We start from the raw sequence: 14,315 nt of genomic DNA, 5'->3' as shown, positions 1-14,315 counted from the left end.
TTTGTTCTATTAAACCCCGAAATTCGAGTCAAGAGAGCTGAAAACCGATTGGCCGATTGGGAATAGACCTCGACTCCTCCGGTTGCGTGCCTACATAAGGGACCGCCCCACCAAGCCCGTTATCAATGTCCGAGCCTTGTCATGAGTGAACTGAAGACGATTTCCATCCGTGGCGCCCGCGAGCATAACCTCAAGGGCATCGATCTGGATCTGCCGCGCAACAAGCTGATCGTCATGACCGGCCTTTCAGGCTCGGGTAAATCGTCGCTCGCCTTCGACACCATCTATGCCGAAGGTCAGCGCCGTTATGTCGAAAGCCTCTCGGCCTATGCGCGCCAGTTTCTGGAAATGATGCAGAAGCCGGATGTCGACCAGATTGAAGGTCTGTCGCCGGCCATTTCCATCGAGCAGAAGACGACCTCGCGCAACCCGCGCTCGACGGTCGGCACTGTCACGGAAATCTACGACTACATGCGTCTGCTGTTTGCGCGTGTCGGCGTTCCCTATTCGCCGGCCACCGGCCTGCCGATCGAAAGCCAGACCGTCAGCCAGATGGTTGACCGCATTCTGGCCTTCGAGGAAGGCACGCGTCTTTATATTCTGGCGCCTATCGTGCGCGGCCGCAAAGGCGAATATAAAAAGGAACTGGCGGAGCTGATGAAAAAAGGCTTCCAGCGCGTCAAGGTGGACGGGCAGTTCTACGAAATCGCCGATGTTCCGGCCCTCGACAAGAAATACAAGCACGACATCGACGTGGTGGTGGACCGCGCAGTGGTGCGTGGCGACATGGCCGCGCGCCTTGCCGACAGCCTTGAGACCTCGCTGAAACTGGCCGATGGCCTGGCTATTGCCGAATTCGCCGACAAGCCGCTGCCCCCGGAAGAAACCGCAGCCGGTGGCTCCGCCAACAAGTCTCTGAACGAGACGCATGAGCGTGTGCTGTTTTCGGAAAAATTCGCCTGCCCGGTCTCCGGTTTCACCATTCCGGAAATCGAACCGCGCCTGTTCTCGTTCAACAACCCCTTCGGTGCGTGCCCGACCTGTGACGGTCTCGGCTCGCAGCAGAAGGTCGATGAGAACCTGATTATTCCGGAACCCGCCCGCACCCTGCGTGACGGCGCGGTCGCGCCATGGGCAAAATCCTCTTCGCCCTATTACAACCAGACGCTGGAAGCGCTCGGCAAAGCCTTCGGTTTCAAGCTGTCGAGCAAGTGGACGGATCTTTCCAAGGAGGCGCAGACCGCGATCCTGCAGGGCACCGAAGAGAAGATCGAGTTCCAGTATCAGGACGGCGCCCGCTCCTACAAGACGGTCAAGAACTTCGAAGGCATCGTGCCGAACCTCGAGCGCCGCTGGAAGGAAACCGACAGCGCCTGGGCGCGTGAGGAAATCGAACGTTACATGTCAGCAGCGCCCTGCCCGGCCTGCGCCGGCTATCGCCTGAAGCCTGAAGCGCTGGCCGTCAAGATCAACAAGCTGCACATTGGCGAAGTCACCCAGATGTCGATCCGCACGGCGGGCGCCTGGTTCGAAACCCTGCCGGCGACCTTCAACGCCAAGCAGAACGAAATCGCCGTACGCATCCTCAAGGAAATCCGCGAACGCCTGCGCTTCCTGAATGATGTGGGACTGGATTATCTCAGTCTTTCGCGGAATTCCGGCACGCTTTCGGGTGGTGAAAGCCAGCGTATCCGCCTTGCTTCGCAGATCGGTTCCGGCCTCACAGGCGTTCTCTACGTTCTGGACGAGCCGTCGATCGGCCTGCACCAGCGCGACAATGCCCGCCTGCTGGAAACGCTGAAACATCTGCGCGACATCGGCAACACCGTGATCGTTGTCGAACATGACGAAGACGCCATTCTGACGGCTGACTATGTCGTCGATATCGGTCCCGCCGCCGGTATTCACGGCGGTCAGGTCATTGCCGAAGGCACGCCGCAGGACGTGATGGCCAATCCGAAATCGCTGACCGGCAAATATCTCTCCGGCGAAATGGGCGTGACCGTTCCGTCCGAACGTCGCAAGCCCAAGAAGGGCAAGGAGATCAAGGTCGTCGGCGCACGCGGCAACAACCTCAAGAACGTCACGGCCTCCGTGCCGCTTGGCGTGTTTACGGCGGTGACAGGCGTTTCCGGCGGTGGCAAGTCCACCTTCCTCATCGAAACGCTTTACAAGTCTGCCGCACGCCGGATCATGGGTGCGCGCGAAATCCCGGCTGAACATGACCGGATCGACGGTTTCGAATTCATCGACAAGGTGATCGATATCGACCAGTCGCCGATTGGCCGCACGCCGCGCTCCAACCCTGCCACCTATACCGGCGCCTTCACGCCGATCCGCGACTGGTTCGCCGGTCTGCCGGAGGCCAAGGCACGCGGTTATGCACCGGGCCGGTTCTCCTTCAACGTCAAGGGTGGCCGCTGCGAGGCCTGCCAGGGCGATGGCGTCATCAAGATCGAGATGCACTTCCTTCCGGATGTTTACGTCACCTGCGACGTCTGCCACGGCAAGCGCTACAATCGCGAAACGCTTGACGTGACCTTCAAGGGCAAGTCGATTGCCGACGTGCTGGATATGACCGTCGAGGAAGGTGTCGAGTTCTTCGCCGCCGTGCCGGCGGTGCGTGACAAGCTGCAGTCGCTGTTCGATGTCGGTCTCGGCTACATCAAGGTCGGCCAGCAGGCCAATACCCTGTCGGGCGGCGAAGCCCAGCGCGTCAAGCTTGCCAAGGAGCTGTCCAAGCGCTCCACCGGCCGCACGCTCTACATTCTCGACGAGCCGACCACCGGCCTGCACTTCCATGACGTGAAGAAGCTTCTGGAAATGCTGCATGCGCTGGTGGAACAGGGCAATTCGGTGGTGGTGATCGAGCACAATCTCGAAGTCATCAAGACGGCCGACTGGATCATCGATATCGGCCCCGAAGGCGGCACCGGCGGTGGCGAAGTGGTTGCGGCCGGCACACCGGAAGCCATCGTCAAGGTGGAACGCTCCTACACCGGCCAGTTCCTGAAAGAACTTCTCGAACGCCACCCGGCGGGAAAGCAGGTGGCGGCGGAATAACCGTCGCCCCTTGAACCGACCACACTGATACCGTTCCCAGGGAGGAAACAGCACATGGCCACGTCAGGCACGATCCGCACCGGCATAGGCGGCTGGACCTTTGAGCCCTGGGAAGGCACCTTTTACCCGGAAAAGCTGGCCAAGAAGCGCCAGCTTGAACATGCCAGCCGGCAACTGACGGCCATTGAGGTCAACGGCACCTATTACGGCAGCCAGAAACCGGCAACCTTTGCCAAATGGGCATCGGAAGTGCCTGACGATTTCATCTTCTCGCTGAAGGCGAGCCGCTTTGTCACCAACCGCAAGGTTCTGGCTGAAGCGCAGGAATCAATGACCCGGTTTCTGACGCAGGGCCTGACGGAACTGGGCGACCATCTTGGCCCGATCCTCTGGCAATTCGCGCCGACCAAGAAGTTCGAGCCGGATGATTTCGCCGCCTTCCTGGCGCTCCTGCCGGAAAAGCAGGATGGCATCAAGCTGCGCCACGTCGTCGAAGTCCGCAACCCGACCTTCCAGGTGCCGGAGTTCATCGATCTGATCGCGAAGTACAATGTCGCCGTCGTCTGCGCCGACCATCACGATTACCCGATGCTGCCGGATGTGACGGCCGATTTCGTCTATTGCCGTCTGCAAAAGGGCGAAGACGACATTCCGACCTGTTACCCTCAGACGGAAATCGACCACTGGGCAAAACGCATCAAGACCTACGCGGCCGGCGGCGCACCCCACGATCTGCCGATGATTGCCCCTGATCGCAAGGCCGAAAAACAACCCCGCGACGTCTTCGCCTTCTTCATCACCGGCGGCAAGGTCAACGCCCCGAACGGTGCACAGGCGCTGCAGAAGATCGTTTGATCGCTTCAATGGTGGCAGCGGTTCTCGTGAACCGCTCTACCCGATTGCAGTGTCCGTGGGAGTTCAGATCGTTCCCAGTGCTTTAGGCACCCTGCCCACGTCTTCAGATGCCACCTCGCCGATATCGCGGCGGGAGTTCTGCGATGGGCAGATCGTCGGCCTTGAACAGCTTACCGGTGGACCATGGAAGCATGTTCAGCACTACACCAAAAATCATGATGAATGCCCCAGCCGTGGGTTTACCAAAGGCCTTAGTCCAGCCAGCGAAAAGAGCGCCGAGCGGTTTGAAGATTAAAATTGGGATAAGGATGAACGGCGCTATCAAGAGGGTCAGCGCCGCCGGGATCGCCGCCTCCATCATAGGGTCGCCGCCGCATCGAAGGCGAAGACGCGGGTTACGGGCGACTGCAAATGGGATCAGTTCTTCCATGAACTGAACGTATGCGGCGGATTGATCAAGACCTTTGCCTCCCTGCCAATCCAGCGAGGATAGCTCCCTCGATTTGAAGAGCGTCCGTAAACGCGCGCTGTAGACTGGAAACCCAGTGGTGCCGACCCCACTCGTAACGTGAATGTGCAGGAAACGAAACGAAGTCCATGGAACCAGTTTGACGGACCGTCCTTGCGTTACCGAAAGGCCTTGCGCGTCGATGACGTAGGCCATCTTTATGCCTGGAGAGCTTTTATGATGCTTCTCGACTTTCGCGGTAAAGCGATAGGTCGGCGGGTCGTCCGTCTGCAATTGAACTCTCCAATACGGTCCGCCAAACGGAAATTATGAGCGTCTAGCCTTAAACGCTTCAAGCTGCTTCGACAGTTCTTCTTCTTTGGCGTCTGCAGCTTTAAAGCTCCCAAACTGCAAGCTCACGCCTATCCAAAACCAACGAAAAAACCACGGGGCGACCTTAAACAAAAAAACGACGGCGGGTAGGCTCATGATGAGAACTGCGGCCGTCTCGCCGGCGCCAAGTCCCAACAAAACAAAGTATGCCAGAACGAGCGGAAGAGAAGCGGCGGCATACCAGAGCAATGTCAATAAGAAGATCGGTGGAGGTCGTATCGCGATAGTTGGCGATCGACTGAGACGAAGGGTCCAGAGCTCGCTACGATGGCGATAGTATGTAATCAATTGCCAAAGTTTCCGGCTCATTTACTGCTTGCCCTCTGCTTTTCCCCGAATCCAGATATCTTCATAAGAAGGGTTGCACTGCAATAGAGATTATCACTCTTTCGGTGCACAACCGTGGGGCCAATGCAGCCGTCAAAATCCGTATCTGTTTGGAATTCTTCGCTTAGCCGACTGCGTCGGTATCCGACCTGATCGCCCAGTCGGACGCCTATGCATTACCAAAGGTAATGAGAAACGGGAAAATCAATAAATGTAATACTCCTTCCGGTTGCGACGTGCCCATTATAATCGGTCGCAAAACTGCTCATGCAGATAGCACGAATGCCGACAAGCGATCACAGATCACGAAGGCGCGACACGTGCGAGCGGAACACCGGTTACCCTGCAGGGCTAAACAGGAACAGACTTTCCCGTCTTGGTCGCTACGTGCTGTCAGGTGCTTCTGAAAAAATCGCCACCATTCAGGAAAAGCCCCACCTGCCCGTCGCAAAGGCTGGTTTCTGTGGCGAGATGAGAAGCGGTCCAGTGCGCCAGACGCTCTGGCAGGATTGAAGTCTGTGGCCGCAGGCTTCGCCTTGCCCACATGGTCGAGCAACAACAGGCATCGCAGCAAAGTTATCGGGAACCTGCCAGCATCCGACTAGTCCAGAACTTTCCCGTCGTGGTAGCTCCGTGCCGTCAGGCGCTTCTGAAAATCGCCGCCATCAGGGAAGAGCCCCGCCTGCCCGTTCACGACGCTGAATTCGGCAGTGAGGCGACGGGCGGCTCAGCCAGCCAGTTCTTTCGCGGGGTTGAAATCGATGGCGGCAAAAGCGGCCTCGATGACTTCAGGCCCGGCACCGGGGCGTGTGGCGTCGCTGGACAGGATCTGGCGGAAGCGGCGTGCGCCCGGCATGCCCTGAAACAGACCGACCATGTGGCGGGTCACGTGGTTCAGGCGTCCGCCAGCGGCGATATACTCTGCGGCATAGGCCATCATCGTGTCGCGCAGCGCCATCCAGTCCGGTGCGCTTGCCGCATCGCCATAGATGCGGTGGTCGACATCGGCCAGAATGGACGTGTTGTGATAGGCGGCGCGGCCAAGCATTACGCCATCCATATGTTCCAGATGCGCTTCGGCCTGATCGAGATCGGAAATGCCGCCATTGATGCCAATGAAGACATCCGGGTTTTCCTGCTTCATGCGGTAAACAAGGTCGTAGTCGAGCGGCGGAACCTCACGGTTCTCCTTGGGCGACAGTCCCTGCAGCCAGGCCTTGCGGGCGTGAACCCACACGGCATCGGCACCGGCCGCAACAACACGCTTCAGGAAGTCCGGCAGCACCACTTCCGGCTCCTGATCGTCCACACCGATCCGGCATTTGACGGTCACAGGCACGGAAGAAACGGTCTTCATCGCCGCCACGCAACGCTCCACCGTCTCCGGTTCGCGCATCAGGCAGGCGCCGAACGTGCCGGACTGCACACGGTCCGAAGGGCAGCCGACATTGAGGTTGATTTCATCATAGCCGTAATCACTGGCAATACGCACCGCCTCGGTCAATTTGGCCGGTTCAGACCCACCAAGCTGCAACGCCACCGGATGCTCCTGCGGATGATACCCAAGCAGCTTCTCCCGCAGCCCATGAATAATGGCATCGGCAACAATCATTTCAGTGAACAGCAACGCACGCTTCGACAACTGCCGATGCAGAAATCTGCACCTCGTGTCAGTCCAATCGATCATAGGCGCAACCGCGAAGATCGGAGATCCGGATTGTACGGCGTCTTTATAGAAATTCAATGTCTTATGACCGTTTGTTAGTGTACCGCTTCATCAGCGTTTTTGTCTCGATGCATCGTTTTCAACATCAGACGACAATACCGTCGTTACCCGACAGAAGTGTTTTGCCGACGAGAAACACGCACGAAAACAATGGATGACTGCGCCCTATATACAGCGCCGTCCCCCGGAAAAAAAGGCGGTCATATCGTTTTCAGAGAAGCCAAGACATTCGACCGCAAGGGTGAGGCTGAACCGTGGTACATTTTGGGGAAACTGAAATAGATAAGCCTAGTGCCATCGAACGGTGGGACGCTGACCGATTCACGTTATCGGATGCGATAGACCGTTAGGTCAAAGAGAAGGAAAAAGTCGGCATCACGAAGACATAGATTCTCCGAACCTCAAGACACTAAAGTGGCAGTCTTCTCTGATAACTTGTGAGTAGTGTCTTGCTTCGTTTTTACTTAGCCGAAGGTTCGCGGGAGCGACCCGCTAATGGGCGTTGCCATGAGGGATTGCTGAACCTAATTTCGGCGCCGGTATGCAAAGGGGAATTTAGTGCGCTTACTATCGAAATTCATTCTTGCCACAATGACTATCAGTTTAGCCTCATGCCAACTGTACGAGGAGAACAACAGGCCGTTTGATATGGGTCAACAGCAAACTCTTTACGGTTGCTCGGCGGCGCTCGCTAAGTTCAGAAACGATCGAAGCAAGTATAGCCGATATGGCTACATCGCATTCGCTAAAGGCCCTGCATTTACCGAGACTGGCATGAGGGGATGCGGCTGGGCTGCATTCCAGAAAACGCAGGCAGATGCTGACGCCAAAGCGATGGCTGGATGCATTAAGCGCGCAGCAAATCCATCCCGTTGCGTCATTATTGAGCGATAGAAACTAAAAGCGCCGGGCTCAACCACAAACGGGGAACCCGGCGCAGCCCGCTCAACCAGTAAAGGCACGGGCCGCATGAACCTATGCTGCGGAGGAGAACGCGCATGGGTTGGGAAGCAGGCCTCATTGTGAGGTTTGGTTATTTGGGCTTACGCGTCCATGGCCGGTCCTGCTGTTGGTTGCGGAGGTGAGATTCGAACTCAAGGACACCAACCATAACGACCCTACCCCCACCGCGTTAAACTCGGCAAACCCGTATACCGAACAACGAAAAAGGCCAGCGCGTTTCTGCACCAGCCTTCTCTTGCTTCTGTTCGCCGCCATTACATCCGTGGTCGACGTTGAAAGCTGCGGCGCTATTGCGCTGCTATGACGTCTTTAACGTCTGGGCGATCATTCGGTTCCAGGGTGCGCAATTACTTTCTGTAGGCAAGACCGCCCCAGACGCGGCCTTCGTCCCTGTGACGACCGCCGTGCACCGCCCCGATGTAGGCAGCGGCGGCGGATACGAGAGCCGAAGCAGCCAGGAGGAAAGCGGTCAGGATACCGGCAACCCGTGCCTTTTCAGCGGCGTCGACGGCTTTTGTCTTGGCGTCCTGCAGAGCTTTTTCCGCCTCCGCCTTCAGATCATCGATCCGCTTCTGCGCCTCGTCGACCTTTTGCTGTGCCTGCGTTCTGACTGCCTGAACACGCTCAACTGTCTGGCTTACGCGCGTCTGAGCATCCGTTGGACTGATGCCAGTCCGTGCCGCAATCTGGTTTGCGAGCCACGCACGATCGGCATCGGAAATCTCACCGGTTGCCAGCAGGTTGCTGAGAATCCCGCTCACCTGACGCTGAAAATCTCCAGCGCCCTGATCCCCGCCAATCGCCGGTGTATCGGTACGCAACAGAGTGTCCGTCAGATAGTCGATCGGGTTCGACTTCAATCCCTGAGGAAGAGCCTGTTCGATACTGGGAGCCGCAGCCTGTCCTGCACCTTGCGCAATGCCTCCAACAGCGTTGCCTGCACCTGATACGACACCGCCGGCCAGCTGCCCAACGCCCTGCGCTGCGCCGCCCACGGCAGAACCTGTTGCCTCAACGGCAGTCTGAGCCACGCTGCCGACCGCCTTTGCGCCGCCAGACACCACGCTGACAGCCAGTAACGCCGATACAACAGTGCCAAGACCCCAGACGACAAGTCCGTTGATGCCATCCCGCGTCGTAAGTTCGTTCCGGTCTGCCGAGCCAGCCGGACGTCTCATGCGACCGGTAATGTAACCGCCCAACATGTAGGAGCCGACCATCGAGATAACGACGAACAGTCCGGTGATGATCAGCCATGTCATGCTGATCTCACCACCATCATCCGCCGAAATCGAGCTCAGGCCCAATCCACCGGCAAAAGCCGTGAGAATGGCAACCGCCCCGGACGCGATGACTGTGCCCGCGAAGATGGCTGGCCAATCGACATAGCTACGGTTCGGATTGGTTTCGATTGAGGTTGAATCTACCATCAGCGTAGCCCCAGCAGAGAGAGAATAAACAGCACAACGACGACCAGTCCAACCAAGTAAATGATTGAATTCATGAGACCCTCCTACGGTAATCTTGTTTTCAAGACGCAGCCGATCAAATCGATGCGTTAGAGCTTCCTGCGCTTGAGGTTTTGTCCGGTCGAATGACCGTGTTGAAAACACCTGTCGGCATCAAACGTTCCGGAAAAAGAAACCGCCAGTCATCAATGACCGGCGGCCTGTATTCTTGGTGATATTACCAGCCCTGACGACCGTACCAGTCATCGATGTCTTTCTTGGCCCGGTCCTTCTCGTAGCCGTAGCGCTCCTGGATCTTGCCTTCGAGCTGCTCACGCTTACCGTTGATGACGTCAAGATCGTCGTCAGTGAGCTTGCCCCACTGCTCCTTGACCTTGCCCTTCACCTGTTTCCAGTTACCTTCGACGCGGTTCCAATCCATTGAAATGTCTCCTCTTTATGTTGTGACGAGTAAACGCGGCAGGTGCGGGTTGGTTCCCTGAAAAGGGACATTGCGCTGTCGTTGGATTTATACGAGGGTCACAACCCGAACCATTTCTCACCCACTGCGTTAAACGCGCATGGACGCTGCACACACCGTTTTCGGATCGCTGCCCGATGGTTTTCATGCGCTGGTTGTTGGTGCGACTGGCGGGATCGGTGGTGCGTTTTGTGATCTCTTGGAGCGGCAGCCGCGTCTGGGGGCGCTGGTGCGGGTGTCGAGAAGCGGCAGCGGGTTTGATCTGTTGAATGAGGATAGCATTGCCGAACAGGCGGCGTCTCTTTCCCAGCGGAAATTTCACCTGATGATCTGTGCGACTGGCGTGCTGACCACGGATGGGCGGGCGCCGGAGAAGGCGTTGCGGCAGCTTGACCCTGAAACGATGGCCATGCAGTTCCGCGTCAATGCCATCGGCCCTGCCCTCGTGATGAAGCATTTTCTGCCGCTTCTGGATCGCCAGCAGCGTTCGATTGCAGCATTTCTGTCTGCCCGTGTGGGCTCGATCGGCGATAACAGACTGGGCGGCTGGTACGCCTACCGGGCGTCCAAGGCAGCCTTGAACCAGTTTGTTCGTACCGCATCGATTGAGCTTGCCCGCACGCATCCACAGGCGGTGCTGGTATCAGTGCATCCGGGCACCGTGCGCACATCCCTGTCAGGGCCCTATTCCGCCGGCCACAACACCGTCAGTGCGGCGGAAGCGGCCGTGTCGATGTCAGGCGCGCTGGAAGCGCTGACACCTGAGAAAACAGGCTCCTTCATTGCTTATGACGGCAAGGATGTTCCGTGGTGAGGCTCTCGCCGCTGTCCGCACCGCGGCGGCGACGGATACTCCCTCGGCCGATGACCAGAGCCTAGGGCACTGGCACCCAGATTGCCGAGATGTCATCACCATAGGCTCTTGCCCTGCCATCCAGAATAGCGGCGCCAACCCAGGCGCAGATCACCGCATCGAGCATGTCCTCGAAGGCCTTCATTTCGTATCCGCGCGCGTCCGGCGCGGGCAATGGCAGAGCAGCCAGCACACCCTGCACGCGGCTCTCCAGCATGGTTATGATCTGCCCCCAGATTTCAATGAGCTTTTGCCGCCGCACCGTCGGCTGTTCGCCCGGCCAGTATTTTGCGACCTTGGAAGCCTTGTAAGGCAATCGCCTCTCGGCAGCCGCAAGTTCGATCAGGGCCGGATGCGGATAGACCTCGACGATGGCGCGGCCTGCGACGGCGCTTGTCGCCAGCGGGTAACCCAGCGCGGCAAAGCCCGCACGCAGCGCATCGCTGATCTTGCCGGGGCGGGTGGCGCTGGGCGTGTGCGTGCTGGCGTGCCTGGCACCATAAACCGTTGAAATCATGTTGTCGGATGGTCTGCGCGTGATGATGGGCTGCAGGGAAAGCGGCATGTCGATGGCCACCAGATCGACGGGGCAACTCACCCTCGCCTCCGCCACGGCCAGAAGCGCCGCAGCATCCGGCACCGAGCCGCGATGGCGCGCAATGGGCTGAGAACCGGCATCCCGCAGCAGGCCTTCATAGGACGCGGCGACCTCGATCAGTCGCCAGCCGGAACCGTCATCGCTAATCAGCGCCACGCCACTCGGTTGCTGTTCCGTCCACGCCGCATCGATGCCCAGCACGGCCCTCTTTTGCGCGGCCATCATCTGCCCGTTTCATCCGGCACCACTTCCGTCAGCCTGAGGCTGATACCGCTCTTGACCACCACGTTAAGCGTGCGGATCAGGTCGGCAGCCTCCAGCAGCGCATCGCGCCGTGCCGCCTCTTCCTGACGGTCAGATCCGGCCGCCACCTCGGCCAGACGGATAATCGCATCCTGCCGGGTGCCGCTTTCGGGAATGCCCGCCTGACGTCGCAGATCACGGATCGCAACAATCGAGCGGAACAACAGGTCGTCGATGATCTCCGTGGAGGCGCGGTTGATGCCGTTTGCATTGCGCAGCAGGTCAGCGACGATCTCACCAGGGTCATGTTTCAAGCTTAGAAGACCTCGCTATCCAGTCATTGCCGAAGACGACGTGAACGAAGCTAAGCGAGGAGAAGAGTCGCGGCAACCACGCACGTGGAAGATGCGGATGTTTTTGCAACCGGTCTGCGGCTGCCCCCGGGGGTCAGGTCTCGGCCAGCCGATGCACCGTTCTCATCGGCGTTTCTCTGGAAGGTCTCAAAGAGGGTTACGGCCTCAGAAAGAAAACGCTACTGGTTGTGGAACTCGCTTGAACGATCGCCGAGGTTGGTGGAATCGTCAGGCAAACCCTTGGAACGTGGAGTGCCCTAGGTAATGCGAATAGAACAGGCGGCCGGTCGTCCGACGCAAAGAGTTTTTGAAGTCTTTGGCTGGAGCGGCTTTCCCTATGCGTTGTTCTACCAAACGGATTTCGCTCTGCGTTTCAATCTGGGAGACGATATATCGGAAGTCCCCGCCTGTTTCCTTCAGGCAATGGATCGGTCCAGAGCTATTTTGAGTGCGTTGTTCCATGGATCGACACACCTTACTGCCGTCATAGACTATCTCGATCGTGAGCGGCGGACATCGCGTGCTGGGAGAAGTTTTTCAGCTTTGTCTGCGATGGGTTTCAAAGGCAAGTTTGGTCCGGCAGAGCGGACAGAGTTAGACGATGAGGACTGCGAAGACCGGCGCAGATATTGGCACGAGGCGGAATTTCCCAACGACCCGGATCAGATCAACGCTCTCCTTTGGGCCAGCATCACTCAGGAATTGCCGATGGAGCCCAGAATCCGCAAGTTCCTGCGTATTCATATCGTCGATTTTCAGCGAGGGATTGCCGCAACAGCCTATGATGACAGGGGTATGGATATTGTCGCCTTGAATCGAGCCACGCTGCAGCCCCTCTACGATCAGTTTGGAACATGGCTGCTGGACTATGATCGGTCAGCAATGGACCGGGTTTTCGCAGCGGGATGACAGCGTCATGAGTTGTCGGCGGACCTGAAGCTTCGCCGTGCGTGCAACGGAGAAAAGACCTCATTCCGCAAGCCAGACTTCAGGAGCGAAAGTCGAGCTCCTGCCCTGATCACCGGGACCGCAGGTCTTGTCAGTGGAAATTACGATGATGGATTGCGAAGTTCTAAAAGTAAGGAATTATCCTTGCTTCTGGCATAGTTTTCCATCTCGATTTTCGGTTCTCCACCCTCTTCAAACAAGTTCGTCCAGGCCACGAGTCTCTATCCCATAAAACCGGTTTCGCAGAATTGACAGTCTCCCTACCAGAAGGTAGGTTGCGCGCATGAGCAATGTCGGTTCCACTTACGATCACATCCTCGCCTGCGCGCAGAAACTCATCGTTTCCGGCGGTTACAATGGTTTCAGCTACGCGGATATTGCCGATATCGTCGGCATCCGCAAAGCCAGCATTCACCACCATTTCCCCAGCAAGGTCGATCTGGTTCAAACACTTGTCAGCCGCTATCGCATCGCTGCCGAAACCGGCTTTGCCGGGATCGAACAGAATGTGCCCCACCCGCTGGACCAGTTGCGCACCTATACCGACCACTGGGCAAAATGCATCGATGATGGCAGCCGGCCCTTTTGCGTCTGTGCCCTGCTGGCCAGCGAGCTCCCTCTCCTGCCGCCCGAGGTTGCCGTTGAGGTCAAAGCCTATTTCCAGCTTCTTTCTGGCTGGCTGACCCGAACATTCGAGCGCGCCGCAAGCCAGGGTGTCATCCACATTTCACGCGCGCCGGCGGTCGAGGCGGAATTGTTCATGGCCACCGTTCACGGAGCCATGCTTTCAGCACGCGCCTATGGCGATGCGACCAAATTCTCGATCGTCACCTCCGCCGCATTCGAAGACCTGAGGCCGAAACACCAGGGATAAGCGTGAGACATCCGTAGACAGGCGAAAGCTTATGCCGCGCGCCAATATCTACGCACTCCCAGCCTACCAACTAGAAGGTTGATTGTCTCTTTGGCGCCTGCTGATCGGTATCTTTCCGCGCGGAGAAAACAGAGAGAACCGGGGAGATCCCCTCCTCAAGACCCGAAATCAGATCGAAAGGAACTGACATGTTTGGAATAACACCACTCGGCTGGCTGCATACGCTGGGAAGCCTCCCGGCCATCCCTGCCGCGGCATACATGATTTTCCGGTTTGGGCGGATCAAGCCAGACAGTCTGGCCGGCCGCATCTATTTCATCTGTATGCTGATCGGCAGCCTGACCATTTTCCTCGTTGCGAAGGCGCCCGTCAGCCCGGCCATCGCGCTTGTTACATTGCTGTGTCTCATCGGCGGCTACACGGTTCACAGGCTGACCTTCCTCGGACGCCTTCAAAAGTACGTGGAAACGCTGCTTCTGAGTCTCACGGTCTTCCTGCTGATGGTGCCATCCGTCTCGGAGACGCTGAGACGCGTTCCCGACGGCCACCCGATCGCCGCCAGCCCCGATGCACTCATCCTGAAAATCGCCCTCGCCACCGTCGCCGCAACCTTCCTCCTCGGCCTTGCCGCACAGTTCATCTATCTCGCCCGCTACGCCGGCAAACCGCGCTGAAAAAGCCGTATGGGCAGGTGGTCAACTCATACTCTAGCCACCTGCCCCCGTTTTGGGCTTGCCCCCGT

General features: G+C 58.0%; 13 protein-coding genes. 6 read left to right on the top strand and 7 right to left on the bottom strand.

What is annotated here, in order from left to right:
- Positions 1-141 precede the first annotated feature (141 nt).
- Both uvrA and ACIQT8_RS03695 read left to right on the top strand, forming a co-directional pair.
- Positions 142-3,063 (top strand): excinuclease ABC subunit UvrA, encoded by a 2,922-nt coding sequence (uvrA, locus tag ACIQT8_RS03700; protein ID WP_400963600.1) that lies wholly within the window; start codon positions 142-144, stop codon positions 3,061-3,063.
- Between the two features lie 54 nt (positions 3,064-3,117).
- Complete coding sequence (locus ACIQT8_RS03695; protein ID WP_400963598.1) at positions 3,118-3,918, top strand: DUF72 domain-containing protein; 801 nt, start codon at positions 3,118-3,120, stop codon at positions 3,916-3,918.
- A gap of 103 nt (positions 3,919-4,021) precedes the next feature.
- On the opposite strand, the gene ACIQT8_RS03690 is transcribed toward ACIQT8_RS03695, so the two are convergent.
- The 5 genes from ACIQT8_RS03690 to ACIQT8_RS03670 all read right to left on the bottom strand — a co-directional run bounded on the left by ACIQT8_RS03690 (position 4,022) and on the right by ACIQT8_RS03670 (position 9,665).
- A complete protein-coding gene (locus ACIQT8_RS03690; protein ID WP_400963595.1) occupies positions 4,022-4,660 on the bottom strand; it encodes a hypothetical protein in 639 nt (212 codons plus the stop codon).
- A 33-nt stretch (positions 4,661-4,693) separates the two neighbouring features.
- Positions 4,694-5,068: a hypothetical protein gene (locus ACIQT8_RS03685; RefSeq protein ID WP_400963592.1), complete on the bottom strand. Its 375-nt coding sequence runs from the start codon at positions 5,066-5,068 to the stop codon at positions 4,694-4,696.
- Positions 5,069-5,813: 745 nt separating this feature from the next.
- Entirely contained in the window at positions 5,814-6,830 is a 1,017-nt protein-coding gene (dusA, locus tag ACIQT8_RS03680; RefSeq protein WP_400963590.1) for a tRNA dihydrouridine(20/20a) synthase DusA, read from the bottom strand.
- 1,292 nt (positions 6,831-8,122) lie between these two features.
- Positions 8,123-9,205, bottom strand: a complete 1,083-nt coding sequence (locus tag ACIQT8_RS03675; RefSeq protein WP_262525715.1) for a hypothetical protein — start codon at positions 9,203-9,205, stop codon at positions 8,123-8,125.
- Positions 9,206-9,461: 256 nt separating this feature from the next.
- On the bottom strand, positions 9,462-9,665 hold the full coding sequence (locus tag ACIQT8_RS03670; protein ID WP_400963586.1) for a CsbD family protein: 204 nt from the start codon (positions 9,663-9,665) through the stop codon (positions 9,462-9,464).
- A 139-nt stretch (positions 9,666-9,804) separates the two neighbouring features.
- On the opposite strand from ACIQT8_RS03670, the gene ACIQT8_RS03665 reads away from it, so the two are divergent.
- Positions 9,805-10,518 carry an SDR family NAD(P)-dependent oxidoreductase gene (locus ACIQT8_RS03665; RefSeq protein ID WP_400963583.1) on the top strand — a complete coding sequence of 238 codons (714 nt, stop codon included), beginning with the start codon at positions 9,805-9,807 and terminating at the stop codon, positions 10,516-10,518.
- 61 nt (positions 10,519-10,579) lie between these two features.
- On the opposite strand, the gene ACIQT8_RS03660 is transcribed toward ACIQT8_RS03665, so the two are convergent.
- Entirely contained in the window at positions 10,580-11,380 is an 801-nt protein-coding gene (locus tag ACIQT8_RS03660; protein WP_400963580.1) for a DUF429 domain-containing protein, read from the bottom strand.
- Complete coding sequence (locus ACIQT8_RS03655; RefSeq protein WP_138795015.1) at positions 11,377-11,712, bottom strand: hypothetical protein; 336 nt, start codon at positions 11,710-11,712, stop codon at positions 11,377-11,379. The genes ACIQT8_RS03660 and ACIQT8_RS03655 overlap by 4 nt, the downstream gene beginning before the upstream one ends.
- Before the next feature lie 303 nt (positions 11,713-12,015).
- Here ACIQT8_RS03655 and ACIQT8_RS03650 point away from each other — a divergent pair, with 303 nt between their 5' ends.
- From ACIQT8_RS03650 to ACIQT8_RS03640, 3 genes are all read left to right on the top strand, one after another.
- Positions 12,016-12,660 carry a DUF3885 domain-containing protein gene (locus ACIQT8_RS03650; RefSeq protein ID WP_400963578.1) on the top strand — a complete coding sequence of 215 codons (645 nt, stop codon included), beginning with the start codon at positions 12,016-12,018 and terminating at the stop codon, positions 12,658-12,660.
- Positions 12,661-12,982: 322 nt separating this feature from the next.
- Positions 12,983-13,573 (top strand): TetR/AcrR family transcriptional regulator, encoded by a 591-nt coding sequence (locus tag ACIQT8_RS03645; RefSeq protein WP_400963576.1) that lies wholly within the window; start codon positions 12,983-12,985, stop codon positions 13,571-13,573.
- A 188-nt stretch (positions 13,574-13,761) separates the two neighbouring features.
- Positions 13,762-14,247 carry a hypothetical protein gene (locus ACIQT8_RS03640; protein ID WP_400963573.1) on the top strand — a complete coding sequence of 162 codons (486 nt, stop codon included), beginning with the start codon at positions 13,762-13,764 and terminating at the stop codon, positions 14,245-14,247.
- The last annotated feature ends 68 nt before the right edge of the window (positions 14,248-14,315 follow it).

Origin of the sequence: Agrobacterium sp. NPDC090273, from assembly GCF_044772305.1 — a bacterium.
Classification (GTDB): domain Bacteria; phylum Pseudomonadota; class Alphaproteobacteria; order Rhizobiales; family Rhizobiaceae; genus Agrobacterium.
Note: the sequence above shows the minus strand (reverse complement) of the source record. Positions and strands in the feature narration are given on the sequence as shown.

Coding starts and splice junctions, on each gene's coding strand:
- ACIQT8_RS03660 (WP_400963580.1), bottom strand. CDS start 11,380: ATGATGGCCGCGCAAAAGAGGGCCGTGCTGGGCATCGATGCGGCGTGG.
- uvrA (WP_400963600.1), top strand. CDS start 142: ATGAGTGAACTGAAGACGATTTCCATCCGTGGCGCCCGCGAGCATAAC.
- ACIQT8_RS03640 (WP_400963573.1), top strand. CDS start 13,762: ATGTTTGGAATAACACCACTCGGCTGGCTGCATACGCTGGGAAGCCTC.
- ACIQT8_RS03665 (WP_400963583.1), top strand. CDS start 9,805: ATGGACGCTGCACACACCGTTTTCGGATCGCTGCCCGATGGTTTTCAT.
- ACIQT8_RS03645 (WP_400963576.1), top strand. CDS start 12,983: ATGAGCAATGTCGGTTCCACTTACGATCACATCCTCGCCTGCGCGCAG.
- ACIQT8_RS03650 (WP_400963578.1), top strand. CDS start 12,016: ATGCGAATAGAACAGGCGGCCGGTCGTCCGACGCAAAGAGTTTTTGAA.
- ACIQT8_RS03675 (WP_262525715.1), bottom strand. CDS start 9,205: ATGGTAGATTCAACCTCAATCGAAACCAATCCGAACCGTAGCTATGTC.
- ACIQT8_RS03695 (WP_400963598.1), top strand. CDS start 3,118: ATGGCCACGTCAGGCACGATCCGCACCGGCATAGGCGGCTGGACCTTT.
- ACIQT8_RS03670 (WP_400963586.1), bottom strand. CDS start 9,665: ATGGATTGGAACCGCGTCGAAGGTAACTGGAAACAGGTGAAGGGCAAG.
- ACIQT8_RS03685 (WP_400963592.1), bottom strand. CDS start 5,068: ATGAGCCGGAAACTTTGGCAATTGATTACATACTATCGCCATCGTAGC.